Raw genomic sequence first — 23,483 nt, 5'->3', positions numbered from 1 at the left:
TCGCTCCGCGATTAGTCCGCGCCGACGACAGCGATTCGATTCTCTTCAGTGCAGCCGATCACAAGAAGGTCGTCCGCGGTCCGAGGGATGGTGCCAAGCGGCTTGCCGACGCTGCAGTGAGGAATCGCCGTCCGTACCAGCGTGCCATCCTCCGCATCTCCAGCCTCCGTCAGCGAGAGCTGAAGTACCTCTCCGCGACAGTCGAGAGCGTAGAGCCGCTGTGTGCCCACGGTCACTGCCGTAGGACAGGCTCCCTCCCCGAGGGAAGTCACGAGCGGCGCACCATGCGACGCAAGGTCGTTTCCGGTAGTCAGCGTCGCAAGGAATCCGCCGCTCTCAGACACGCCCGCAACGTAGAGCAGTGATTCATCATGCGAAAGGGCGAGGGCAGTTGGCGTCGAGTCCTCTGCGACCTCGAGCAGACCGGAGGTGCCGGCAGGTAGCGAACCATTGCTCCGATTGACCTGCGCGACAGCGAGGCGATCGTCTCCCTCGAAAATCGCGTACGCCTGCGGGTTTGCGATGGAAGAAGTATGACGCACAGCCATTTGCGCAATCAGGGCGCCGCTGTTCAGGGCGGTCGAACCATCTGAAAGCATCGAGAGATCGACCGGTTTGCACGCTGCAATGGGGCTGCAGCTTACCTCGCCGAGGCCGCCTCCAATGCCAGAGGGTGAGAAGAACTCCGCACCCACCACATCTCTATAGGGGACAAAGCCCGCGGTACCGGCGTGCGAGATTGCAACGGCGCCATGCATGACGCTGCTCGGGACCATGGCTCCGGCTTTGCTGTCTCCGCTTGGGGAAAGCGCGCGCACGCGATTCGCCACTCGGTCGACGAGGTAGAGTCCCGACTCGGAGAGGCCACCTGCGCCGAACGCGAGACCCGCCGGAGCGTCGACCGTCAAGTCGGTCAGAACCCTTGTCGAACCAAGATGCGAAACCTCGTAGAGGGCTCCGGCCGCCTCGGGCGAGTCAACTGCTGCGACGCAGACGCCGCCCTCGCAGTCCAACGAGGTGACCAGGTTGCCCTCCGGCAACATCACAATGCAGACGCCATTGGGCGCGCAATCCGCATCCACCCCATCACAAATATCCAGCGCCCCCGGGTACACCGCCGCGTCGTCCGGCGCGCAGTCGAGGCCATCCGCCGCCTCGTCACCGTCGTAATCGAACGCCGTCACCAGCGCCGCCACGACGACCGCCTCGACGATCTCCCCGTCGACCGCCTCGACTTCGACCGTCCCGCTCGCCACCGCAAACGGCGCCAGCGCGCCATCCGCCAGCAGCGCCCGGGCTTCGACCTCCACCGCGAACACCGCCGCCCGGCCCTCGGCCGCCTCGGCATCGACCACGAAGCGCAGCGGATCCCCGCCCTCCTGCCCCTGGAGCACGTAGCTCTCGAAGGGCGGATCCGCGAAGACCTGCTCCACCGGCTCCCCGTCGCCGACCCGCACGCGCACCGTGATCTCGCGCACCTGCCGCTCGTTCGCCGCGAGGAACGCCGCCAGGCCCGCATCGGCGAAGACGTCCACCCCCACCGGCACGCCGATCGGCATCACCGCGCCGCCGCTGCCACCGGTGCCGCCCGCTCCACCCGTACCGCCCGTGCCGCCGCTGCCGCCCGTGCCGCCCGCCCCCCCGGCCCCGTCGGCCACGCAGATCTTCACCCCGTCGAGCACGCAGCGCGCCCCCGGGCCGCAATCCGCGTCGGTCTGGCAATCGCTCGGAATGTCGTCGAGGCATCCGGTCCCGAGCACGACGGAACCGGCGAACCCGAGGCCGAACAGGACCTGCACGAATCGGCGCATCTCTCCACCTCGGCAGCGGTTGTGCAATTTGCACCTGCTGTAGCATGGCCCCCCACGTGCGCTCAATCGGCCGGTTGCCCGATGGCGGCACGAACTGCCGGCCTCTCACACGCTGTGCGACACTTGACTCGATTGGCCGAGACGTGAAAGGGAGGCGCAGTGAACTGGATCAAGGTGGGCAGGCTCCTCGACGAGGGCGGCGACGACCTGAAGCTCGAGCTCATCGCCGGCGCCGCAGGCCTGGACCGCAAGATCACGCACAACCGGGTGCAGAAGCACGGCCTGGCCCTCGCCGGCTTCTTCAAGCACATTCACCCCGAGCGAATCGAAGTCTTCGGCAACACCGAGCTCGAGTTCTTCGGGGGCCTCTCGGCGAGCCGCCAGGTGGAGATCGCCGACGGCTTCTTCGCGCAGCCCCTCGCCTGCGTCGCGGTGACCAAGGGCCTGCCCATCCCCGAATGCATGGTGCGGGCGGCGGAGCGGAACGGCGTGCCGCTGATGCGGACGACGCTCCTCTCCTCGACCTTCATCGTCCGGGTGCAGGACTTCCTCGCCGACGCCCTCACCGCGCAGGCCTCGATGCACGGCGTCCTCATGGACGTCTTCGGCGTGGGGATCCTCCTCCTCGGCAAGAGCGGCATCGGCAAGAGCGAGTGCGCCCTCGATCTGGTGATGCGCGGCCACCGCCTCGTCGCCGACGACATCGTCGACATCAAGCGCAAGAAGCTCGATGCGGTCTACGGCTCGGGCTCGGCGATCATCAAGCACCACATGGAGATCCGCGGCCTCGGGATCATCAACATCAAGGACCTCTTCGGCGTCGCCGCGGTCCGCGACCGCAAGAAGGTCGAGCTCGTGGTCGAGCTGGTCGAGTGGGATCCGGTGATGGAGTACGACCGCCTCGGCATCGAGGAGCGCTACTCCACCATCCTCGACGTGGAGATCCCGCTGATCACCGTCCCCGTCCGCCCCGGCCGGAACATCACCACGATCATCGAAGTCGCCGCCCGGAACCAGCTCCTCAAATTCCAGGGCCACCACTCGGCACAGGCCTTCCAGGATCAGCTCAACCGCGAGATCGCGGAAGTGCGTACCCGGCGTCTGCTGGGGGACGAGGTCGAATGAGCTCCGCCACCGCCACCAGCAGCAGCAACCCGCGCGTCCTCCTCATCACCGGCATGAGCGGCAGCGGCAAGTCGACGACCATCCGCGCCCTGGAGGACGCGGGCTGGTTCTGCATCGACAACCTCCCGGTGCCGCTCCTGCCCAAGCTCCTCGAACTCGCCTCGCACGCCGGCGACATGCAGCGGATCGCGGTGGTCACCGATGCCCGCGAGTCGCGCTACCTCGAGCTCTCGCCCCGCGCGGTCCACGACCTGCGGGCGCAGGGCGTGAAGGTCGAGGTCCTCTTCCTCGACGCCTCGGACGACGCGCTCATCCGCCGCTTCTCCGAGACCCGCCGCCGCCACCCGCTCTCGCCGGACGGCTCGGTCCCGGCGGGCATCGCCGAGGAGCGGCGCCGGCTCAAGGACCTCCGCAACCTCGCCGACGAGGTGATCGAGACCTCGGCGGTCACGGTCCACGAGCTCAAGCGCATGGTCCAGGCGCGCTTCGCCGACGTCGCCGGCACCCAGCTCAACGTCTCGGTCCTCTCCTTCGGCTACCGCTACGGCCTGCCCCCGCAGGCGGACCTCGTGGTGGACGTGCGCTTCCTCCCCAACCCCTACTTCGTCGAGGGGATGCGGCACCGCACCGGCCGCGAGGCGGACGTGGCCAGCTACGTGCTCGACCGCGAGGAGGCCCAGGGCTTCCTCGACCGCGTGGCGGACATGGTGCAGTTCCTCCTCCCGAAGTACCGCAAGGAGGGGAAGAGCTACCTCACCGTCGCGATCGGCTGCACGGGGGGCAAGCATCGGAGCGTGGCCTTCGTCCGCGCCCTCGCCGAGCGGCTGCAGGGCGACGAGGCCCTGGTGCGGGTCTGGGATCGGGACATCGAGAAGGAGTGACCCGCCCCGCCAGGGCCCGAAGCGCCGGCACGCCTCGAGAATCTTTCCCATCGGGCAACGGTCGGATAGATCGCTCGGGCAAGGGATCTGTTCCGGGCGGTCCGGTTGTTATGGTAATTCGGGCGTGCCGATCCGGGGGGTAGGCGCAAGGAACCGGGGTTGGCGGTTGCACTGCCTGCCCTACGGAGCTGGACCATGGTGGGCGTCGTCGTCGCTGCACACGGAAAGATGGCGGAAGCGCTGGTCGCAGCCGCCGAAGGGATCGTGGGCCGGCTCGAGAACCTGCAGGTCGTGAATCTGCTCGCCCACGAAGGCATGGAGTGCGGGCAGGGCAAGATCGTCGACGCGATCAAGGCGGTCGACACCGGCTCCGGCGTGGTCGTGCTCGCGGACATCTTCGGCGGCACGCCGTCCAACTGCTGCCTGCAGCTGCTCGGCGCCGGCCAGCTCGAAGTGGTCACCGGGGTGAACCTTCCGATGCTCTTGCGGCTTGCTACCAGCCGTCTGGAAGGGCAGAACCCCAAGCAGGTGGCCGAGAACCTGGTGCAGTACGGTCGCCAGAACATCACCAACGCCAGCGAGCTCCTCCGGTCCCGCTGCCAGGTCGCCCGGGGCTAGAGCCTCCCTGCGAAAGGGCGTCGAAGCCATGATCGCCCTCGTCCGTGTCGACAACCGATTGATCCACGGGCAGGTGGTCTCCACCTGGATCCCGCATCTCAAGGTCGACAAGGTGGTGGTCGTCGACGACGACGCCGCCGCGTCGCCGCTGATCCAGGCGGCGATGACCATGGCGCTTCCCCCGCATCTCGAGGCGGAGATCGTGCCCCGCGCGCAGGCGGATCTGCCGGCGCTCGCCCGCTCGTCCAAGCGGATCCTCGTCCTCGTCCGCGACGTGGCCAACGCGGAGGCGGTGGTGGGCCAGACCCCGATCGCCGTCCTCAACCTCGGCAACGTCCACTTCGGCGAGGGGCGCAAGGCGATCTCGGCCTCGGTCTTCCTCGCGGAGGACGAGGTGGAGGCGCTCGGCCGGATCGCCGCCGGCGGCACCGAGATCGAGGCGCGCGCCGTCCCCACCGACCACAGGGTCGGGCTCGAGGAGCTGCGGGCCCGCTACCGGGCGGCGTCGTGACCCAGGTCGCCCAGCTGCTCCTGGCTGCCCTGGTGGCGGGACTGGCGGCGGTGGAGCGCAAGGGACTCCTCCAGGCACAGCTCTCGCGGCCGATCGTGGTGGCGCCCCTCGTCGGCTGGGCGCTGGGCGATCCGCTCGCCGGCCTCTACGTGGGCGCGCCCCTCGAGCTCATCTGGATCGGCGCCGCCAACCTGGGCGCTGCGCTCCCGCCCCACGAGACCGCTGCCACCGCCGCGATCACCGCCGCCGCGGTCGCCGCCGGCGGCTGGCTCACCGACTTTCCCGGCGCCACCGCGGCGATGGCCTTCGTCGTCTTCGGCCCCGTGGCCGTGATCGGCAGGCGCCTCGAGGGCGTCGGCGAGCGGGCCAACGAAAACCTCGTCGCCCACGCTGCCGTCGCGCTGGGCGAGAGCCTGCCGCGCCGCGCCTTCCGCCTCCACCTGCTCGGCCTCTGGCGCCCCTTCGTCACCAGCTTCGCCCTGGTGCTGGTCGCCGGCGGCGTGGTGGGGCCGCTCCTCCGCCTCGCGCAGAACCGCCTGCCGGATTGGAGCCTCGCCGGCTTCGAGATCGGCTGGATGCTGCTCTGGGCCGTCGGCGGCGCTGCGGCGGTGCGCGCGGCGCGCCTGCCCCGGGGCCTCGGCCTCGCCGCCGCCGGCGCTGCAGGCGCCATCGCCCTCTGGGCCGCCGCCTCGTGGTTCGGCTGGGTGGGGGTGATCGGCTGATGGAGCGCGCCGAGGCACAGCACAGCGCCACCGTCGAGCGCGTCCGCCTCGGCAAGGCCGTGCTCCTCCGCATCTTCCTGCGCAGCCTGCTCCTGCAGGCGACGTGGAACCGGCGCGGCATGCAGAACCTCGGCTTCGCCTACGCGATCTGGCCCGGCCTCAAGGCGCTCTATCCCGACGAGGCGAGCAGGGCCCGTGCCGCCGCCCGGCACCTCGCCTTCTTCAACACCCACCCCTATCTCGCCTCGGCGATCCTCGGCGGCGCCCTCTTTCACGAGGAGCGGGTGGCGCGGGGCGAGGAACCGCCCGAAGCCGTGGAGCGTTTCAAGAGCGCGCTGATGGGGCCCTTCGCCGCGGTGGGCGACTCCTTCTTCTGGCTCTCGCTGCGCCCCTTCGCCGGCATGATCGCGGCGCTGCTGGCGCCGTGGATCGGGCTCTGGGCGGTGGCCGCCTTCCTCGCCCTCTACAACGTGCCGCACGTCGCCTTCCGCCTCTCGCTCTTCCTCGAGGGCTACCGCCGCGGCGATCGCGTGGTGGAGCGGGTGGCGCGGGCCTCGCTGCCGAAGTGGGGCGCGCGGCTGCGCCGGGTGAGCGCCGTCGGCGGCGGCGTCGCGGTGGTGGTGGGCGCCTTCCTCGTCACCGGCCCCGGCCTGCCGGTGGATGGCGCCGTCTGGCTCGCGGTGATCGGCGGCGTCTCGCTGCTCGTCTTCCTGGGCACCTGGGCGCTGCTCGCCCGCAGGGGATCGTTGTGGGCCGGCCTCGTGGCCATCGGAATTGGACTCGTGTTGGCGCTGCTCGGCGCCGGATGGTGACCCGACTGATGAAGACCGCCGAACGCACGTTCACCATCGTCAACAAGCTGGGCCTCCACGCGCGCGCAGCAGCGAAGCTGGTGCAGACCGCTGCGAAGTTCCGCGCCGACATCCACGTGGAGCGCGAGGGCCAGCAGGTGAATGGCAAGAGCATCATGGGGGTGTTGATGCTTGCAGCAGCCCAGGGCACGCAGATCACCGTCAGCACCGAGGGCGAGGATGCCGACGAGGCGCTCGCTGCGATCGGCGCCCTGGTGGAGGACGGCTTCGGCGAGGACAGGGGCTGACCGCCAGGGGCCCCGCAGCAAGCAACTGGATCACCGGCCGCCGTGGTCGGATAGGATGGAACGCGAACCTTGAGCAATCGATCCGCCATCGTCCTCACCGGGATCGGCGCCTCCGGCGGCGTGACGGTGGGGTCCGCCTTCCTGCTGGACAGGCGGCGGCTGCGCACGCCGCGCTACCACCTGCCGCCAGGGCAGGAGGAGGCGGAGCTGGCGCGGCTCAGGGCGGCGCTCGAGCGCTCGGACCAGCAGCTCGCCGAGATGAAGGAGAAGGTCGAGGCGCTGCAGGGCGACGAGCACACGCTCATCCTCGAAGCGCACCGGCTGATGCTCCAGGATCCCGCCTTCATCACCGAGGTGCGGCGGCTGATCGAGGTGGAGCACGTGAACGCCGAGTGGGCCGTGCGCCGCTCGGCGCGCAGGATCCGCAACGCCTTCGGCAAGATCAGCGACGAGTATTTCCGCGAGCGCAAGCAGGACGTCGACTTCGTCGCCGACCGCGTCGCTCGCAACCTGATGGGCGAGACGGTGGACGCGGAGCCGGGCGAGGTGCCGCACGGCGCCATCGTGGTGGCGCGGGACCTCTCGCCTGCGGACGCGGCGGTGCTTCTCCAACCGGGCCGGATCGCGGGCCTGGTCACCGATCGCGGCACCAAGACCTCGCATACGGCGATCGTCGCCCACGCCCGCGGCATCCCCGCGGTGGTGGGCGTGGTGAAGGCGAGCGAGCTCGTTGCCGGCGGAGACGAGCTGGCGATGGACGGCGACCGCGGCGTGGTGGTGCTCCGGCCCACGCCCGAGCAGGTGCGCCGCTTCAAGGCGGCCAGGCGCAAGGCGCAGGCGGTGGAGCGCACCCTCGAGGAGGAGCGGCTCCTCCCCACGGTGACGGCGGACGGCCACGAGCTCCGCCTCCTGGCGAACATCGAGTTCGAGGAGGAGGTCGGCGCGGTGGAGCGGGTGGGGGCGCAGGGCATCGGCCTCTACCGCACCGAATTCCTCTACCTCGGCCGCCGCACCCTCCCCACCGAGGAGGAGCACGTCCACGCCTACCGCTCGGTGCTCTCGTCGATGAAGGGGCTGCCGGTCACCATCCGCACGCTGGACGTGGGTGGCGACAAGGTGCCGCTCGAGCCCAGGGGCCGCCGCAAATACGAGCCCAATCCGGCCCTCGGCCTGCGGGCGATCCGCTACTGCATGCGCCACACCGCGGTCTTCCACACCCAGCTGCGCGCGCTGCTGCGCGCCTCGGTGCACGGGAAGCTGCGGATCATGTTCCCGATGATCTCCGGCCTCACCGAGGTCCGCGACGCGAAGGCGGCGCTCGAGCAGGCGAAGGAGGAGCTCCGCACGGAGGGCGTGCCCTTCGACGAAGAGGTCGAGATCGGCGTGATGATCGAGCTGCCGTCCGCAGCGCTGATGGCGGATCGGATCGCGCAGGAGGTCGACTTCTTCTCGATCGGGACGAACGACCTCATCCAGTACTCGCTGGCGATCGATCGGCAGAACCGCGACGTGGCCTATCTCTACCGGCCGCTCCACCTGGCGATCCTCCGCATGCTCCAGTTCGCGGTGGAAGCGGCGCACGCCCACGGCAAGCGGGTCTCGATCTGCGGCGAGATGGCGGGCGAGCCCCACTACGCCATGGTGCTGCTCGGGCTGGGGGTCGACGATCTCTCGATGGCGCCGTCGTCCATTCCGCTGATGCGGCGGATGGTCCGGGCGGCGACCCTCGAGGCGGCGCAGGAGATGCTCCGGGAGGCGATGGCCTTCGACACCGCCGACGAGATCGAGCGCCACGTGCGCGGGGTGATGCTCGACCGCTTCGCCGACGTGCTGGGGATCGGCGAGGAGCTCGAGGATCTGCTGCAGCAGGCCTGACCGGGGTCCCGAAGCCGGCCCGCTGTCACCACCTTCGTTGGGCGAGGAGGGCGCACGATGACGACTTGGACGATGCGGTTCCGTGGCAAGGACGAGCGCGACACGCTCGCCAAGGCGGACCTCTTCTACATCGAGAACAAGCAGGCCCTCGGCCTCGACCGGGCGGAGTTCTTCGCCCGGCTCGTGATGAGCGACGAGGGCACCGAGGCGGCCTTCGTGGCCACGGCCGAGCCGCTCTGGAACGTGCGGCCGGACAGCGGCGCCTACGGCCAGCGGCCGGTGGGCACCGAGCCTGCGGTGGGCGTGGGGCCCCGGGATGCCGAGGAGGGCTGGCTGGGGGCGGAAGCCGCGTCCGAAGGAGAGGGCGGCTGGTCCGGCGGCGAGGTCGGCGGCGCGGAGGACGAGGGCGAGCTCCGCGGCAGTGGCCCCGAGTCGGCGCAGGAGGAGGACGCGCTCTGAAGTTCTGCTGGCTGCGGGACGAATCCCCGGCGGGGTGGCGTGGCTCCAATTGCCGTGCGAGGGGGCAGCGCGGTAAAGCGCATCGCAGGAGGACCTACCCAATGCCGAAGCGGATTTCGCCGAAGGAAGCCCACGAGCTGATGAAGCAGGGCTACGTCTACGTCGACGTGCGGAGCGAGCAGGAGTTCGAGGCGTCGCATCCGGAGGGGGCGGTGAACATCCCCTTCATGCACAAGGGCGCCATGGGGATGAGCCCGAACCCGGAGTTCCTCCCGGCGTTCAAGAAGGCGTTCAAGCCGGGGGACAAGGTGATCCTCGGCTGCGCCGGCGGGAACCGCTCGATGCGCGCGGCGGAGGCGCTGGAGCGCGACGGCTACGACGAGCTGGTGGAGCAGCGCGCCGGCTTCGGCGGCGCCCGCGACATGGCGGGCCAGCTGGTGGAGCCGGGCTGGGAGAGCTGCGGGCTGCCGTGTGAGGCGGGCGCGCCCGAGGGGCGCAGCTGGAAGAGCCACCAGGCGCAGCTTTAGTTCGATTGGCCAGCTGGAGCGGGAGCGACAACGAGGGATTCGTCCCCGGTCGCTCCCGTTTCGATCCAGGCGACGCGGCCGCCGGACTTGTCGGCGGCGAGGGTCCAGGGCCTGCGCGCGGCGCTGAGCGTCTCGGCAGCGCCGGTGGTGCGGTCGATGCGGTGCAGCGCCTGGCGGTCACCGACGATCAGCGTGGTGCCCGCCTCCTCCAGTTCGTTGGCGGTTCCGGGGACCGTAACCTGCACCGTCCCGGTGGGATCGGCGAGCCAGGTCGCAGGGGTGGCGACGGCGGTCCTGGTGGCGACGAAGGAGCCGTCGTCGCCGAGCCAGCGCACCCAGCCGTCGACCTCGAGCCAGCCGTGGTCGGGGTGGTGGACGAGCTCGCCGCCCTGGCTGGTGAAACTCCAGGCGCTGCCGCCGGGGCTGGGGGTGGCCGCGAAGAGCCCCTCTACCTCGATCGGCGTGCGTTCGCCGGTGCGGAGATCGAGCCAGACGAAGTTCGGCCTCCCGTCGACGAGCTGGCCCTCCTCGGCGACCACGCGATCGGTCGCGATCGAGAAAATCTTCGCTTCCTCGAAGAGTGGCGCCGGGGATGCGAGGTCCCGGAGGAGAGCCGAGCCGCCGCCGTTCTGTACGACGAGGCCGCGCCCGAGCTCGGTCGCGTCGAGCACCGTCACCGGCGCTTCGGCGAAGGGGCGATCGTCCTCGAACGCGAGCGGGAGCCCGGTGGCGACATCGCGGACCGTGACGTTCGAGAGCGCCCGCCAAATGCCGCCCGCGGTCGAAGCCGCCTGGTGCACGAGGAGGCGGCCGTCGTTGGAGAGGTGGACGAGGTCGCTGCGTCCCTCGTCTACATCGCTCGCCATTCCCGTGGTCGCGACGGAGCCGTCCTCCAGATCGGCGACATGGAGGGTGCCCGCTCCGTCGGCGAAGACGACCACGGGCGCGGAACGGGCGCCGCCCAGGCGCCGATCGCAGGCCACGTTGGCGGAGACGACCTGCGGCTCGGCTCCGCGGTGTTTCGCGAGGAGGAGTCCTTCGGCGCACCACCAGAGGATGGAGCTGGTGCGATCGCGGCGGGGGACCCAGCCGGCGGTGGCTGCGTCGTCGACCGGCAGCGATCGGGACGTCCACGTTGCCAGGTCGACCAGTGTGAGTGACGGGCTCGTGGTGGAGCCGAGGAAGACGGCCTCCCCGGTGGGTGCGAAGAAGATCACGTTGCCCGGCTCGTCGCGGAAGGTGTGGATCGCCGTGGCGGCGGGATCGGCGAGGCGCTGCGCGTCGATGACGAGGTGGCCGCAGGGGCCGAAGTGGAGCCAGCCGGCGGTGAGCTCGTGGCGCTGCGTGCCTGCGGGCTGCGGCGCGTCGAGGACGCAGCGCGGCGGGGCGAGCGCTGCCGGCCAGGGGCCGGGTGGGGTGGATGGGCCGGTGGCGGCGGTGTCGCCGCAGGCGGCGAGCGCTGCCGCGAGCAGGAGCGAACGGGCGAGGGTGGGCATCGGCGCAGTCTACGGGGCTGTCGCTCGGCGTGAAAGCGGCAAGGCCGGCTGCCGCGTGGGCGCCGGCCCTGCCGGTGTGGATTCAGATGGTCTCGTCGTCGTCGTCGTCGTCCGAGTCGTCGTCGTCGTCATCGTCGTCGTCGGAGTCGAAGCTGCAGGCGTCGTCGAGTCGGTCGCGGATCATGCCCTCGAGCTCGCTGCAGCCGGTGTCGTCGTCGATGGAGAGCACGCCGTCGACCACCGCGAGCCCCTCCTCGTCGACGCAAGCCTGCAGCGGGATGCCGTCGAGCCAGGTGGTGGCGTCGAGGAGCAGGAGGAGATCGGCGCCGGCCTGCAGGGCGACGCCCTCGGGCCGCTCGATCTCCACCTCGAGCGTGCCGTCGAGGCGCAGGTCGAGGGTGGCGGGAGCGCCGCCGTCGTCGAAGGTGGCGCGCAGCGCCAGGGCGTTGCCGTCGAGGGCGCCGTCGCCGGGGCCCTCCACCAGATCGAACTCCACCTCGCGGTAGGTGAGCGCGGGGACGCGCACGTCGGCGAGGCTCGGGGTCGAGGTCCCGGCGAGGAGGTCGACGACGAAGGGGCCGGCGATCTCGATCTCGTCGTCGTCGTCTGCCTCGTCGTCGTCCGAGTCGTCGCAGCGGGCGCCGCCGGCGAGCTCGGGTTCGATGTCGGAGCAGCGCACACCGTCGGGGAGCTTCAGCTCGATGTCGCGGACGCGGACCAGGAACTCGGTGGCGGTGAAGGTGCGGCCGGTGTCGTCCTCGAAGGTGACGGCGCCGGCGGAGGCTGCGGGCGTTGCCTCGGTGACGGCGCGGATCGCGATGCCGGCGCCGGCGCCGGGGGCCTCGGCGCCACAGGCAGCGAGGGTGAGGAGGGCTGCGGGGATCCAGCGGGTCGTGGTCATCTTCGTTCTCCTTCTCGGCGGTTTTTGCGCTGGCGGGGTCGGGAGGGAAGGTGTCCGACCAGCGCATGCCCAGAAGATACGAGCGGCAGCCCGCCTGGCTACGGGGCGGGAGGGCTTTCCGTATACGCGTAGAATGCAACGCTCCCGGTGAAGTGCTGGGAAATCGGAGCGTCTAGGTGGCGGGGATTCGGGCGCCGGTATGCGACCTGCGCGCCTTTCGTCCCACATGCGCGGCGGAACGGTGCGCGGGGCGGGAGGGCTGCCGATCCACCGCGTGCGATCGGGCCGCGGGCGGCCCTCGAGGCTACGTGCGATCGCGGCGCAAGCCAACGGATCCACGGGTGATCTCCTGTGGATAAGCCGCGCTTGTACCGGGGATCCGTGTCGTGTAGTTTGGCACCGATATCATCCCGCCCGCCCCGCCGATCATGATCTCGGCGCAGGCGGGCGTTGACGATCTTGGGGGACGAACGGTTCCGATGGAGCGAGCCCGCACCAGCGAGACGGAAACCGCGCGACCGGATCGCGAGGGAAGACCGATGCCGTCTTCGGCACGTGGTACCGCCGAGGCGCTGGAAGCGGCGCTGTCCCGGATCGCCTTGCTGGAGCGCCGCGAGCTCGCCTTGCGCGCCGCGCTCGCCACCGCAGGGGTCGATCCCGACGCCGTGCTGGCGCGCCTCGATCTCCTCGAGTCGGCGCGTGCGCCTGCACCCGTCGTTTCTTCGCTGCCGGAGCGCCAGCCTGCGTGGACGGCGCCGCCGCCTGCCCCTGCGCCCGCACCCGACTTCGCCGGGATGCCGACCGACGCATCGCGCTCGCTGGCGCGGCGCCTCGCCGAGGAGGTCGTCTCGGGTCCCGCCACCTTGCGCCTGCGCGCGGCGATCCGTCTCGTCGAGGTGGCGGGGCAGGGCGCGGTGCCTGCGCTGCTGGCTGCCGCCCACGAGGCGGAGGGCGCGGTGCGCGCTTCGCTGATCGAGCAGGTCGGCCGCTGCGGCGATGCACAGGCGGCGGAAGAGCTCGCGGAGTTCCTCGCCGACGAGACGGCGGAGGTACGCGCCGCAGCGATCGAGGCGATGGTGCGGCTCGTCTCCGGCGCGGAGCTCGAGGCGGTGCTGCGCATGGGCCTCGAAGACGGCGACGCGCGGGTGCGGCGCCGCACGGCGCTCTGCGCTGCGTCGGCGCGCAACTTCGACGCGGGGGCGCTGCTGGTGCCGCTGCTCTCCGATCCGGATCGGCAGGTGCGCCGGGTCGCATGCACCGCGCTCGGCGGCAGCCGGGATCCGATGGCGGCGCTGGCGCTGGTGGGCGCGCTCCTCGACGACGAGGCGGCGGTGCGCACCGCTGCGGGGACGGCGACGGAGCGGCTCTTCGGCGAGCAGGCACGGGGCATTTCGCAGCTGCCGGCGGGGCAGCGCCCCCGTGCGGTGGCGCGGCTCCGCTCCTGGGTGGCGGCGAACCTGGTGCGGCTCGCGCCCGGCGGCAGGATGCTGCCGGCGGAGGAGCCGAAGCAGGCGGAAGCTGCGCCGCTGGAGAGCGTGCTCGACGAGCTGATGGCGACGGGGCATGCCGGCGCCGGCTTCGAGGACGATCTGCCGGGCTGGACCGAGGAGAACGATCCGGAGCTGCACGCGGCTTTCGCCAGGATGGCGGGGGCGGTGGAGCCCTGGGCGGAGACGCAGTGGGCCGAAGCGCCGGCACTCGAGGACGAGGCTGCGTCGATCTACGCCGAGGCCGAGGAGGCCTGGGAGGCAGCGGGGATCGAGGCGGCGCCGGTGGTCGCGTTCGAGCCGGCGGAGGCGATCGACGAGCCTGTGGCCACCGACGCGATCGACGAGCCCGAGTTCGCCGAGACGCTGCAGACCGAGCCCGACGAGGAGCCTGCTGCAGCCGAAGCCGACGACGCGCTCGCCGCTGGGCCCACCGAGACGCCAGGCGACGACGCTGCCCCCGCGCAGCTCGAGCTCGGCACCGCGGACGAGGCCGCGCCGGTCGAGCCCGAGCCGGCGCCGGAAGACGAAGCGCCTGCGGCGGAGGCCGCCGCACCGGAAACGATCGACGAGGGGGAGGCTGCACCGGAAGAAGTGGTGGCAGCAGAAGCAGAGGCAGGCCCGGGCCTCGAGGCGATCGAGGAGGTGCTGCGCGCAGCGCTGCGCGGCTGCACCGACGCCGATCTCGCCGGCGAGCTGGGCTGGAACGAAGCGGATCTGGCGCCCGTGGTCGAGGCCTACCTCGCCGACGGTCGCCTGGTCCGCAGGGGCAGGAAGCTATTTCTGCCCTGAGGGTGGAAGGGAGACGCCGTGGAAGAAGTCCGCTACCCCCGCAAGCGCTTTGCCGAGCTGCTCGGCTTCTCGGAGTCGGAGCTCACCATCGCCGACAACCTCGAGGGGCTCGTGGAGCTGGGCGGTCGCCGCGACTCCTACGGCCCCGGTGATCTCTCCGCCTACCGCGCCGCCCTGGGCGCGCACCCGCCGCGCCGGCAGATGCGGCGGCAGCTCTTCCTCAACTTCAAGGGCGGCACCGGCAAGACCAGCCTCTCCACCTCCTACGCCTACCGCCTCGCCGAGCTCGGCCACCGGGTGCTGCTCCTCGATCTCGACTCGCAGGGCCACGCCACCAAATGTGTCGGCTTCGAGGGTGAGGAGCAGAAGTACACGCTCTTCGACGTGCTGGTGAAGAAGCTCCCCATCGCCGACGCGGTGATCCACACGCCGCTCGCCGAGCTCGATCTCGTCGCCTCGAACCTGCGGATGAGCACCATCGATCTCGCGCTGATGCCGATGTCCGGCCGCGAGTTCAAGCTGCGCAAGGCGCTCGAGGACGTGGCGGATCGCTACGACTTCTGCGTGCTCGACGCGCCGCCGTCCTTCGGCCTGCTCAACTTGAACGCGATCATGTCGAGCGACGATCTCTTCGTGCCGGTGCTCCCCGACTTCCTCAGCTTCCACGGCCTCAAGCTCCTCTTCGAGACCGTGCACGAGCTCGAGGAGGACCTCGAGCACTACCTGCAGAACGTCACGATCCTCCTCAACAACTTCAATCCCACCACGCGGATCGCCCGCGAGGCCCGCCAGGCGCTCGAAGAGCACTACGGCGAATACCTCTCGAAGACGGTGGTGCGGCAGTGCACGAAGTTCGCGCAGGCCTCGAGCGAGGGCACGCCGATCTTCGCCTTCGATCCGTCCAGCAAGGGCGCCGAAGACATCCAGTCGATCATCGACGAGTTCATGCCGCGGCTCGCGGCAAGGGCACAGGAGCGGAGCGCATGAAGCGCGCGTTCGATGCCAATGTTTCCAAGGCCCGTCCCCGCACGCGCACCACCTCGGTGCTCGAGGTGGAGAAGGAGCCGCCGCTCTCGAAGGATCTGGCGGCGGCCCTGGTCGGCAACCGCAGGCCGAAGCCCTCCCGCGGCGCCGACGTGGCGCGGGCGGTGGCGGAGGCCGCCGGCGCTGCTGCCGCCACGGTGGCGCGGAGCACGACCGAGGCGCCTGCGCGCCGCGACGGGCTGGCGCACACCGAGGACGAGCTCGCCCACCAGGCAGGCAGCGCCGCCCACGTTGCGGCCCGTGCGCCTGCTGGCAGCGCGCGGAGCGAGGGGCTCGCCCGCGCGCTGCGTTTTGCCGCTGCCCGTGCGGCGGAGGCGGGCGCGGAGAGCAGCGCCGCGCCGCAGCAGCGCAAGGCCGAGGCTGCAGCGGGGACGCCGGCGTGGGTGGTTCGTGCGGCGGTGCCGGTGGATGCCGACGACATCCTCGACGAGGAGCTGCTGGCGGAGGAGGCGGCGCCGGTGAAGGCCGCTGCGGCGCGGCTCGAGGCGGCGAGGACTGCGGTGGCGGCGAAGCAGCCTGCTGCCGAGGCGCCGCGGGCAGCCGTCGAGGCGAAGGCACCGGTCCGGGCGGAAGCAGCAGCGGCGGTGGCGCCGGCAGCGAAGCCCGCTGCGGCAGAGCAGCAGATGGCCCGGCAGGGCCCCGTGGCGGAGGCGCCCTCCGCGGATCTGGCGGCGACGATGAAGCAGGATCTGCGTGCAGCGGCGCCGAAGGCCCGCACCCTCGAGACCACGGCGCAGCCCGCCCGCGAGGAGGCGATCTCCGCCGACCTCGCCCGCACCCTGGCCACCGCCCACGCGGCGCGGCCGCGGATGGCGGCGCCCGGCGAGGAGACGGTCCACCAGGGCCGCGCCCGCATCGCCGAGCTGCGCGGCAGGCTCGCCGCTGCGTCGCGGCCCAGGCCCACCGCCGAGGAGGTCGCTCCCGAGAACGCCACCGCGGCGGTCCGCCGGGCGGTGGAGGAACTCCGGGGCAGGCTCTCCGCCGCCATCGCCGACCGCGACGCCATGGCCCGCACCCTCGAGCTGACCCGGGACGAACTCGCCGCTGCGAACCGCGAGCTCACCAGCCGCACCCGGGCCCTCGATTCGGCGCAGGCCCTCGCAGCAGAGCGCGCCGGGGTGGCGGAGGAGCTCGCCGCCGAGGCGGAGGCCCTCGCCGAGGAGCGCGACCAGGCCCTGGCCCGGATCCTCGAGCTCAAAAGCCTCGACGAGCAGCAGACCCGCCTCCTCGCCGAGGCGGAGGCGGCGCTGGCCGAGCGCGACGGCCTCCTCCAGGCGGCGGAGGCCGAGCTCGGCGAGCTGGCTGGGACCCTCGACGCCAGGGCGGCGGAGATCGAGGAGCTCGGGGCCCTGCTCGAGGAGCGCACCCGCGAGCGCGACCAGCTCGGCCGCAAGGTCGAGCAGCTCCAGGCAGAGGTCGCCCGCCTGGCGGGCACCCGCGAGGCCCTCGCCGAGATCCAGCGGCTCGTGGCCACCTCGCCTGCGCGCTGAGGCGGGGCCTGCCGTGCAGCCGGGCAGGCGCCTTCTCCCCCAGGTCCCCGGCATAACGCCGGGGCCTGTCACGATTTCCCTCCTGCGGACTCTTGCGTAGGCTGCCCCGGTCGCGTGGGTCCGTCGTGCGCATGGATCCCTTGCAACCGCGGTCGATCCGAGGCATCGGAGGGGGCGCGCAACGGAACGTGCCCTTGCCCGGGAGGAGAGCCAGAACATGCAGCAGCCGAATCACCTCCCACCGTTGACCGCCCTCGCCCGCGCCGAGCTGCCCACCGAGCAGGGGCTCTTCGAGGCGATCGTCTTCACGGTCGGCGACGATCCGCGCGAGCACGTGGCCCTGGTCCACGGCGACGTCGAGGGCGGCGAGCGGATCCCGCTCCGGGTCCACAGCGAGTGCCTCACCGGCGAGGCCTTCGCCTCGCTCAAATGCGACTGCGGCGCCCAGCTCGACAGCGCGATGCGCGAGGTGGTGCGGCGGGGCGCCGGCGTGGTGCTCTACCTGCGGCAGGAGGGCCGGGGCATCGGCCTGGCCAACAAGATCCGGGCGTATGCGCTGCAGGCCCAGGGCGCCGACACGGTGGACGCGAACCGGCTCCTCGGGCTGCCGGACGATGCGCGGACCTACGAGGCGGCTGCTGCGGCGATCGAGCACCTGGGGATCCGCTCGGTGGAGCTGATCACCAACAACCCGGCGAAGGTCGAGGCCCTCGAGGCGCTCGGCGTGCAGGTGGAGGGCCGGGTGCCCTCGCTGGTGCCGGTGGGTGAGCACGCGCGCCGCTACCTCGACGTGAAGCGCGAGCGGATGCGGCACCTGCTGCCGGAGCGGCCCGCGGTGCCGCAGAGCGTGGCGCACGCGGGCTCGCGGCGCGGGAAGAGCTGACCCACGCACGGCAGCGCAGAACACGAAGGGCCGCACCGGAGAGCCGGGCGGCCCTTTCTCGTCGCGGCGCCCGCAGGCGATCAGAAACGGTCGATCCGCTCGGCCCGCCGCGAGCGCAGGGTGCGGTCGATCACGCCGCCGAGCTCGACGACCAGCTCGACGAGCGCGGCCACGTCCTCCGGCGTGCTGTTGAAATTCACGACGCAGGGGCGGAGCACGTAGCGACCCCGGACGATCGCGTTGGAGACGAAGGCCTGCCCCGAGCGCTGGATGCGATCGAGGAGCGCCTCGTTGAGGCGATCGAGGTAGCGCTCGATCGCTTCGCCGCGGGGAGCCTCGGCGAGATCCTGCGGCACGTAGCGGAACGTGGTGATGCTCAGGTATTGGGTGAAGAGTTCCAGTTCCGCCTCCTGCCGCACCAGCGCAGCGAGCGTCTGGGCGAGGCGGATGTCGTCGCCGATCATCTGCACGTAGCCCGCGCGCCCGACCTGCCGCAGCGCGAGCCAGACCTTGAGGGCGCGGAAGCCGCGGGAGTTCTGCGGCCCGAAATCCACGTAGTTCGTGGCCTCCTGGCCGAAGTGGTAGTAGGGCGGGTGGTAGGAGAAGGCCTCCCTGAGCCGTTCGCGATCACGGACCAGCACCGCGCCCGCCTCCAGCGGCGCGTAGAGCCATTTGTGCGGATCGAGGGCGACCGAGTCGGCGAGGCCGATGGCGCCCAGGTCGGCTGGCGTCCCCGGGACCGCGGCGGCGAAGCCACCGTAGGCCCCGTCGACGTGGAGCCAGGCGTCGTGCTCCGCGCAGATTGCGGCGATCGCGTAGAGCGGATCCACGGCGCCGGTGCTCACCGAGCCCGCGGTGGCGACCACCGCCACCGGCACGTCGCCGTTGGCGCGGCCCTCGGCGAGGGCGCCGCGCAGCGCCTCGGGATCCATGCGCCCCTCGTCGTCGGTGGGCAGCCAGCAGATCGCGTCGGTCCCCAGGCCGATGAGGTCGGTGGCCTTCTGGATCCAGGTGTGGGTCTCGCGGGAGGTGTAGACCCGGAGCCGCTTCGCCCCCTGCGCTGCGACGCCCTCCTTGCGGAGGTCCCAATCCGCGGCGCGCTTGCGTGCGGCGAGGAGCGCGATGGTGTTGGCCATGTTGCCGCCGCTGGCCAGCAGCCCGCCGCAGTCGGTGGGAAAGCCGACCAGCTCGGCGAGCCAGCGCACCGTCTGTGCTTCGATTTCGCTCGCCATCGGTGCGAGCCTCCAGGCGCCGACGTTGGCGTTGATCGCTGCGGCGAGGAAGTCGCCGAGGATCCCGATCGGTGCCGGTGATGCGGTGATGTACCCGAAGAACCGCGGGTGCCCGTTGAAGAGCGAGTGATCGAAGAGCAGCCCGGCGGCGGCGCGCAGTAGCACGCCCGCCTCGGTCCCGGCTTCGGGCAGCCGGGCCTCCGCCCCCAGGATCCCGCCCAGCTCGGCGGGGGATTCGTCCGGCGTCACCGGACGCGCGGACAGCGTGAAGAGGAAGTCGGTGACGACGTCCACGAGCTCGTGCGCCGCAGCCGCGAACGCTTCCCGGCTCATCGCGAGCGGTGCGTCGCGACCGCCGCCAGGGCCAACGTCTCTCTCGGCCATCTCGTCCCTCCTCTTTCCACTGCACTTCGTGTGACGAATCCCCCGCCAGCCGCCTACCTCCGCACTTCGTAGACGGCGTGGAGCGGCGTCTCGCTCGCGCGCCGGAACCGGCGGAAGCCCATCCGGTCGGCGATGGCGCGGATCGGCGCCTCGCCGGCCTGCGCGCCGAGGGCGAGGCCGACCTCCTGGCTCAGCGAGCCGGGGGTGCAGACCAGGGTGGAGGCGGCGTAGTAGACGCGGCCCACCGGGTTGAAGTTGTCGGTGACGCGGTCGCCGGCGCGGGGCTCGACGATCATCCAGGTGCCGTCGGCGGCGAGGCTGTCGCGCACGTGCCCCGCGGCGCCCATCGGATCGCCGAGGTCGTGGAGGCAGTCGAACATGGTGACCAGGTCGAACTGGGTCCCGGGGTAGTCCTTGGCGGTGGCGCGCTGGAAGGTGACCCGCCCGAGCAGGCCGGCACTGGCGGCGGCGGCGTTGGCCGCTGCCACCGATTCCTCGTGGTAGTCGAACCCGATGAAGGTCGAGCGCGGGAAGGCCTTGGCCATGAGCAGGGTGGAGACGCCGTGGCCGCAGCCCACGTCGGCCACCAGGGCGCCGGCGCGGAGTTTTGCCTCCACAGCCTCGAGTGCCGGGATCCAGTTGGAGACGAGGTTCGCCCGGTAGGCGGGGGCGAAGAAGCGGGCGGTGCCGCAAGGCACGCCGTCGTCGTGCTCGTGCCAGCCGATGCCCCGACCGCTGCGGAAGGCGTCACCGAGCCGCGGCTCGATCTTCCCGGCGGCGAGCGCGATCTCGAAGCCGCCGACCAGGTAGGCCGGCCCCTCCTCCATCGCGAAGAGCAGGGCCTGCTCCGGGCTGAGGTGGAAGCGGTCGTTCGCGCTGTCGTAGGTGACGTAACCCGAAGCCGCCTGGCAGCGGGCCCACTCCCGGACGTAGCGCTCGGTGCAGCCGGTGCGCGTTGCCAGCTCGGTGGTGGTGAGGGGCCCTTCCGCCAGCGCGGCGTAGAGGCCGAGCTTGTAGCCGAGCACCACGAGCGGCGCCTGCATCGCCGCCCCCAGGTCGACCACCGCGCGGCCGAGCAGCTCGTTGAACTTCCCCTCGTCGAACATCTGCGTCGTCATTCGTCTCTCCGTTCATCGGTCGCGTGCCGCGCGACCCGCGAAAGCCTCCGTGGCTTCCGGGGACGAATACGAATGGGCGGTTGCGCCCGGCTGCCGGGGGCATCTCGCGGGGATTTCAAGACCGTTTCATGCTGCCGGGCCGGCGACGGAATCGACGACGTCGGCAAGGGTGAGCGCACGTCCCTCCTCCCACAGCACGCGGTGGACCTCGGGTTCCAGCGCTTTAGCGACGGCGCAGGTGGCAGCGCGGTGGCGGGATTCCTCGAAGGAAAGAAGGGGCGCGCCGATGCGCTCGCGGATCGCCTCCGCAGCGCCGAGGAGGCGCGCCGCGTCCGCCGCCTCGCCCTTGTGGGCGAGCACGCTGGCGAGCCCTTCGATGCTTCGTGCGATGAAATGGGGCTCGCCGGCGCTGCGCAGGAGCCCGACGGCCTCCCTGCAGAGCTGCTCCGCGCTGTCGAGCGCGCCGCGCTCGAGGTCGAGCATGGCGAGGCCGTGGAGGATCATCGAGAGGCCCCAGTGATCGCCCGTTCCCTCCCACAGCGTGCGCGCCTCGCTACCGGCTGCGCGGGCCTTCTCGGCGAGGCCTGCAGTGATCGCGGCGGACATCTGGATCCAGAGGGCAAAGCCTAGATCGCTCGCGGGCAGGGCGTTGCTGCGGGCCACCTCCACGCACTCGTCGGCGTGGGCGTTGGCGCCGTCGTGATCACCCAGATCGCGCAGCGCCCAGACGGCGGCGCTCGAGGTGACCATGAGCAGCGCCGGTTCGCCGACACGGCGGGCGAGCGCGATCGCCCGCTCCGCGTGGCGCACCGAAGCCCGCGGATCGCCGACGAGCCAGCAGGCCATCGCCGCGGTGAAATGCGTGCGGGCACGGAGCCGGTCGGGAACGTCGCCGGCGACGGCGAGGGTCGACTCGGCCCACTGCCGCGCCTCGCCGAAGCGTCCCACCGCGTGCCAGTACCACCACAGGGAGCCGGTGAGCCGGTACGCCTCGAGCAGTCCATCGCGTTCGGTGAGGGCCCAGGAGAGGGCAGCGCGGATGTTCTCCTGCTCGAGCAGGATCCGGCGGGTGGTGGCCGCCCGCTCGTTGCGGACGAGCCAGGGCTCCGCCTCCTCGGAGAAGGCGGCGTAGAACGCCGCGTGGCGGGCGAGGAGCGCGGGCTTCTCGCTGCGGACGAGGAGCCGCTCCCACGCATAGCTGCGCACGGTCTGGAGGAGCCGGTAGCGCGCCACGCCGCCGCGGGGCTGGGGAACGACCAGTGATTTGTCGACGAGGGCGGTGAGCAGGTGGAGGACCCGCGACCTGGTGATGGTGCGGCCGTCGCCGCAGACCGCCTCCGCCGCGGCGATGGTGAAGCCGCCGGAGAAGATGGCGAGGCGCTCGAGCAGGCGGCGCTCCGGATCGGAGAGGAGATCGTAGCTCCAGTCGATCGCGGTGCGGAGGGTCTGGTGCCGGGGGAGCGTGGTGCGGCTGCCGCTGGTGAGCACGTCGAGATCCGCTTGCAGGCGGGCAGCGATCTCCTCCGGCGGGAGGATCCGGACCAGCGCCGCGGCGAGCTCGAGGCAGAGCGGCATGCCGTCCACCTGCCGGCAGATGTCGGCGACCGCCGCCGCGTTCTCGGGCTCGATCGCGAAGCCGGGGAGCGCGTGGCGGGCGCGGTCGACGAAGAGCTGCACCGATTCGCAGGCGCAGATCTCGTCCAGGCCCGTCGCCTCTTCGGCGGGGGTACGGAGGGAGGGGACGGGCCAGGCGGTCTCACCGCCCACGCCCAGGGGCTCGCGGCTGGTGGTGAGGATGGTGACGCCCGGGCAGCGCTGGAGCAGTGCCTGTGCCACCACGGCGCAGGCTTTGATCAGGTGCTCGCAATTGTCGAGGACGAGAAGGAGCGTGCGCCTGGCGAGGACGTCGATGAGCGCCTGGGTGGCGGAGCGGCCGGGCTGTTCGCGGATCCCCAGCGACGCTGCGATCTCCTGGGGGACGAAGGCGGGATCGGTGATCGAGTCGAGCGCGACCCAGACGACCTCGGTACCCGCTTGCTGGATCCGCTGGGCGGCTTCGAGCGCAAGGCGCGTCTTCCCGGTGCCGGCGACGCCGGTGAGGGTGAGGAGGCGCATGCCCTGCACGAGGCGCAGCACGTGGGCGAGGTCCGCTTCGCGGCCGATGAGGCTGGTGAGGGGCAGGGGGAGCGGCGAGTCGGGCTGGGGCGGCGCGCCGTGGGAGAGATCGGGGGCGAGGGTGCCGTCGGTACCAGCGCCGTGCTTGAGGATCTCGGCCTGGAGCCGGACCAGCGCAGGCGAGGGCTCGAGCCCGAGCTCCTCGGAGAAGAGGCGCCGGAACTCCTGGAAGGCGGAGAGCGCCTCGTGCTGCCTGCCGGCGCGGTAGAGCGCCTCCATGTAGAGGGCGCGGGGGCGTTCGCGCAGGGGATCGAGGCGGAGCAGGGGCTCGACCGCGACGATCGCGTCGCCGGTGCGGCGCAGGGCGATGAGGCATTCGACCCGGCGCTCGGTGGCGCCGTTGCGCAGCGCCTCGAGGCGGTTGGTCTCGCCGGTGAAGGCGGGGTGATCGGCGAATTCTTCGAAGGGGCGGCCGCGGAAGAGATCGAGCGCGCCACCGAGGAGATCGAGCTCGTCGGTGGGCGAGGCCGATTGGCGCGAGCGGGCGAGGAGCGCTTCGAAGTGGGCGATGTCGACGGTTTCGCGGGGGAGGACGAGGCGGTAGCCGTGGGGCTCGCTCTGCAGCGCCGTGGCGCCGGGGCCGATCTCCTTGAGGTAGCCCCGCAGCCGGGAGAGTTGGGTCCGCAGCGAGGCGGCGGGATCGTCGGGGAGCTCGTCCTCCCAGAGGAGCTCGATCAGCCGCTCGGTGGAGACCACCCGCGGCGCTTGGAGCAGCAGGATCGAGAAGAGGAGGCGCTGCTTTCGTCCTTTCGGCAGCTGGAGGGTGCCGGCGGACGTCTGCACCTCCAGGGGGCCGAGAACGCGGATCTGCATGATTCGGATACGGTACGCCCGCATCCGCGCCTGCGGAACC

At 71.6% G+C, this 23,483-nt stretch carries 20 protein-coding genes; 14 read left to right on the top strand and 6 right to left on the bottom strand.

Going from position 1 to position 23,483, the window contains the following annotated elements:
- Positions 1–11: 11 nt before the first annotated feature.
- A complete protein-coding gene (locus ACESMR_RS08175; RefSeq protein WP_373046561.1) occupies positions 12–1,811 on the bottom strand; it encodes a putative metal-binding motif-containing protein in 1,800 nt (599 codons plus the stop codon).
- A 159-nt stretch (positions 1,812–1,970) separates the two neighbouring features.
- Between ACESMR_RS08175 and hprK the strand changes: the two genes are divergently transcribed.
- From hprK to ACESMR_RS08125, 10 genes are all read left to right on the top strand, one after another.
- Positions 1,971–2,936 (top strand): HPr(Ser) kinase/phosphatase, encoded by a 966-nt coding sequence (gene hprK, locus ACESMR_RS08170; RefSeq protein WP_373046560.1) that lies wholly within the window; start codon positions 1,971–1,973, stop codon positions 2,934–2,936.
- A complete protein-coding gene (gene rapZ, locus ACESMR_RS08165) occupies positions 2,933–3,817 on the top strand; it encodes an RNase adapter RapZ (RefSeq protein ID WP_373046559.1) in 885 nt (294 codons plus the stop codon). The genes hprK and rapZ overlap by 4 nt, the downstream gene beginning before the upstream one ends.
- A 195-nt stretch (positions 3,818–4,012) precedes the next feature.
- Positions 4,013–4,435, top strand: coding sequence for a PTS sugar transporter subunit IIA (locus ACESMR_RS08160; protein ID WP_373046558.1), 423 nt, complete (start codon positions 4,013–4,015; stop codon positions 4,433–4,435).
- Between the two features lie 28 nt (positions 4,436–4,463).
- Positions 4,464–4,946, top strand: a complete 483-nt coding sequence (locus ACESMR_RS08155) for a PTS system mannose/fructose/N-acetylgalactosamine-transporter subunit IIB (RefSeq protein ID WP_373046557.1) — start codon at positions 4,464–4,466, stop codon at positions 4,944–4,946.
- Complete coding sequence (locus ACESMR_RS08150; protein ID WP_373046556.1) at positions 4,943–5,668, top strand: PTS sugar transporter subunit IIC; 726 nt, start codon at positions 4,943–4,945, stop codon at positions 5,666–5,668. The genes ACESMR_RS08155 and ACESMR_RS08150 overlap by 4 nt, the downstream gene beginning before the upstream one ends.
- Positions 5,668–6,480, top strand: a complete 813-nt coding sequence (locus ACESMR_RS08145) for a PTS system mannose/fructose/sorbose family transporter subunit IID (RefSeq protein WP_373046555.1) — start codon at positions 5,668–5,670, stop codon at positions 6,478–6,480. The genes ACESMR_RS08150 and ACESMR_RS08145 overlap by 1 nt, the downstream gene beginning before the upstream one ends.
- Positions 6,481–6,488: 8 nt before the next feature.
- Positions 6,489–6,767 carry an HPr family phosphocarrier protein gene (locus ACESMR_RS08140; RefSeq protein ID WP_373046554.1) on the top strand — a complete coding sequence of 93 codons (279 nt, stop codon included), beginning with the start codon at positions 6,489–6,491 and terminating at the stop codon, positions 6,765–6,767.
- Between the two features lie 69 nt (positions 6,768–6,836).
- On the top strand, positions 6,837–8,642 hold the full coding sequence (gene ptsP / locus ACESMR_RS08135) for a phosphoenolpyruvate--protein phosphotransferase (protein ID WP_373046553.1): 1,806 nt from the start codon (positions 6,837–6,839) through the stop codon (positions 8,640–8,642).
- Positions 8,643–8,699: 57 nt separating this feature from the next.
- The gene (locus ACESMR_RS08130; protein ID WP_373046552.1) at positions 8,700–9,101 is read left to right on the top strand and encodes a hypothetical protein; all 402 of its coding nucleotides are present in this window, start codon (positions 8,700–8,702) and stop codon (positions 9,099–9,101) included.
- A 101-nt stretch (positions 9,102–9,202) separates the two neighbouring features.
- On the top strand, positions 9,203–9,628 hold the full coding sequence (locus tag ACESMR_RS08125) for a rhodanese-like domain-containing protein (RefSeq protein WP_373046551.1): 426 nt from the start codon (positions 9,203–9,205) through the stop codon (positions 9,626–9,628).
- Here ACESMR_RS08125 and ACESMR_RS08120 read toward each other — a convergent pair.
- Both ACESMR_RS08120 and ACESMR_RS08115 read right to left on the bottom strand, forming a co-directional pair.
- Positions 9,625–11,124, bottom strand: coding sequence for a hypothetical protein (locus ACESMR_RS08120; RefSeq protein WP_373046550.1), 1,500 nt, complete (start codon positions 11,122–11,124; stop codon positions 9,625–9,627). The two genes, ACESMR_RS08125 and ACESMR_RS08120, sit on opposite strands and share 4 nt — an antisense overlap.
- A gap of 82 nt (positions 11,125–11,206) precedes the next feature.
- Positions 11,207–12,025, bottom strand: a complete 819-nt coding sequence (locus ACESMR_RS08115; protein ID WP_373046549.1) for a hypothetical protein — start codon at positions 12,023–12,025, stop codon at positions 11,207–11,209.
- Between the two features lie 539 nt (positions 12,026–12,564).
- Between ACESMR_RS08115 and ACESMR_RS08110 the strand changes: the two genes are divergently transcribed.
- The 4 genes from ACESMR_RS08110 (at position 12,565) to ribA (ending at position 17,721) form a co-directional block, all read left to right on the top strand.
- A complete protein-coding gene (locus ACESMR_RS08110; RefSeq protein WP_373046548.1) occupies positions 12,565–14,304 on the top strand; it encodes a HEAT repeat domain-containing protein in 1,740 nt (579 codons plus the stop codon).
- Positions 14,305–14,322: 18 nt separating this feature from the next.
- A complete protein-coding gene (locus ACESMR_RS08105; RefSeq protein WP_373046547.1) occupies positions 14,323–15,291 on the top strand; it encodes a ParA family protein in 969 nt (322 codons plus the stop codon).
- Positions 15,288–16,838 (top strand): hypothetical protein, encoded by a 1,551-nt coding sequence (locus ACESMR_RS08100; protein WP_373046546.1) that lies wholly within the window; start codon positions 15,288–15,290, stop codon positions 16,836–16,838. Before ACESMR_RS08105 ends, ACESMR_RS08100 begins: the two co-directional genes overlap by 4 nt.
- A 217-nt stretch (positions 16,839–17,055) precedes the next feature.
- The gene (gene ribA, locus ACESMR_RS08095) at positions 17,056–17,721 is read left to right on the top strand and encodes a GTP cyclohydrolase II (RefSeq protein WP_373046545.1); all 666 of its coding nucleotides are present in this window, start codon (positions 17,056–17,058) and stop codon (positions 17,719–17,721) included.
- Between the two features lie 80 nt (positions 17,722–17,801).
- Here ribA and ACESMR_RS08090 read toward each other — a convergent pair whose 3' ends face one another.
- The 3 genes from ACESMR_RS08090 to ACESMR_RS08080 form a co-directional block, all read right to left on the bottom strand.
- Positions 17,802–19,337 carry a pyridoxal phosphate-dependent decarboxylase family protein gene (locus ACESMR_RS08090; RefSeq protein WP_373046544.1) on the bottom strand — a complete coding sequence of 512 codons (1,536 nt, stop codon included), beginning with the start codon at positions 19,335–19,337 and terminating at the stop codon, positions 17,802–17,804.
- A 53-nt stretch (positions 19,338–19,390) separates the two neighbouring features.
- Entirely contained in the window at positions 19,391–20,455 is a 1,065-nt protein-coding gene (locus ACESMR_RS08085; protein WP_373046543.1) for a class I SAM-dependent methyltransferase, read from the bottom strand.
- A 126-nt stretch (positions 20,456–20,581) separates the two neighbouring features.
- A complete protein-coding gene (locus tag ACESMR_RS08080) occupies positions 20,582–23,443 on the bottom strand; it encodes an AfsR/SARP family transcriptional regulator (RefSeq protein ID WP_373046542.1) in 2,862 nt (953 codons plus the stop codon).
- Positions 23,444–23,483: the final 40 nt, after the last annotated feature.

This window comes from Vulgatibacter sp., assembly GCF_041687135.1.
In the GTDB taxonomy this organism is placed as follows: Bacteria; Myxococcota; Myxococcia; order Myxococcales; family Vulgatibacteraceae; genus JAWLCN01.
This window is presented reverse-complemented; position numbering and strand designations above follow the sequence as displayed.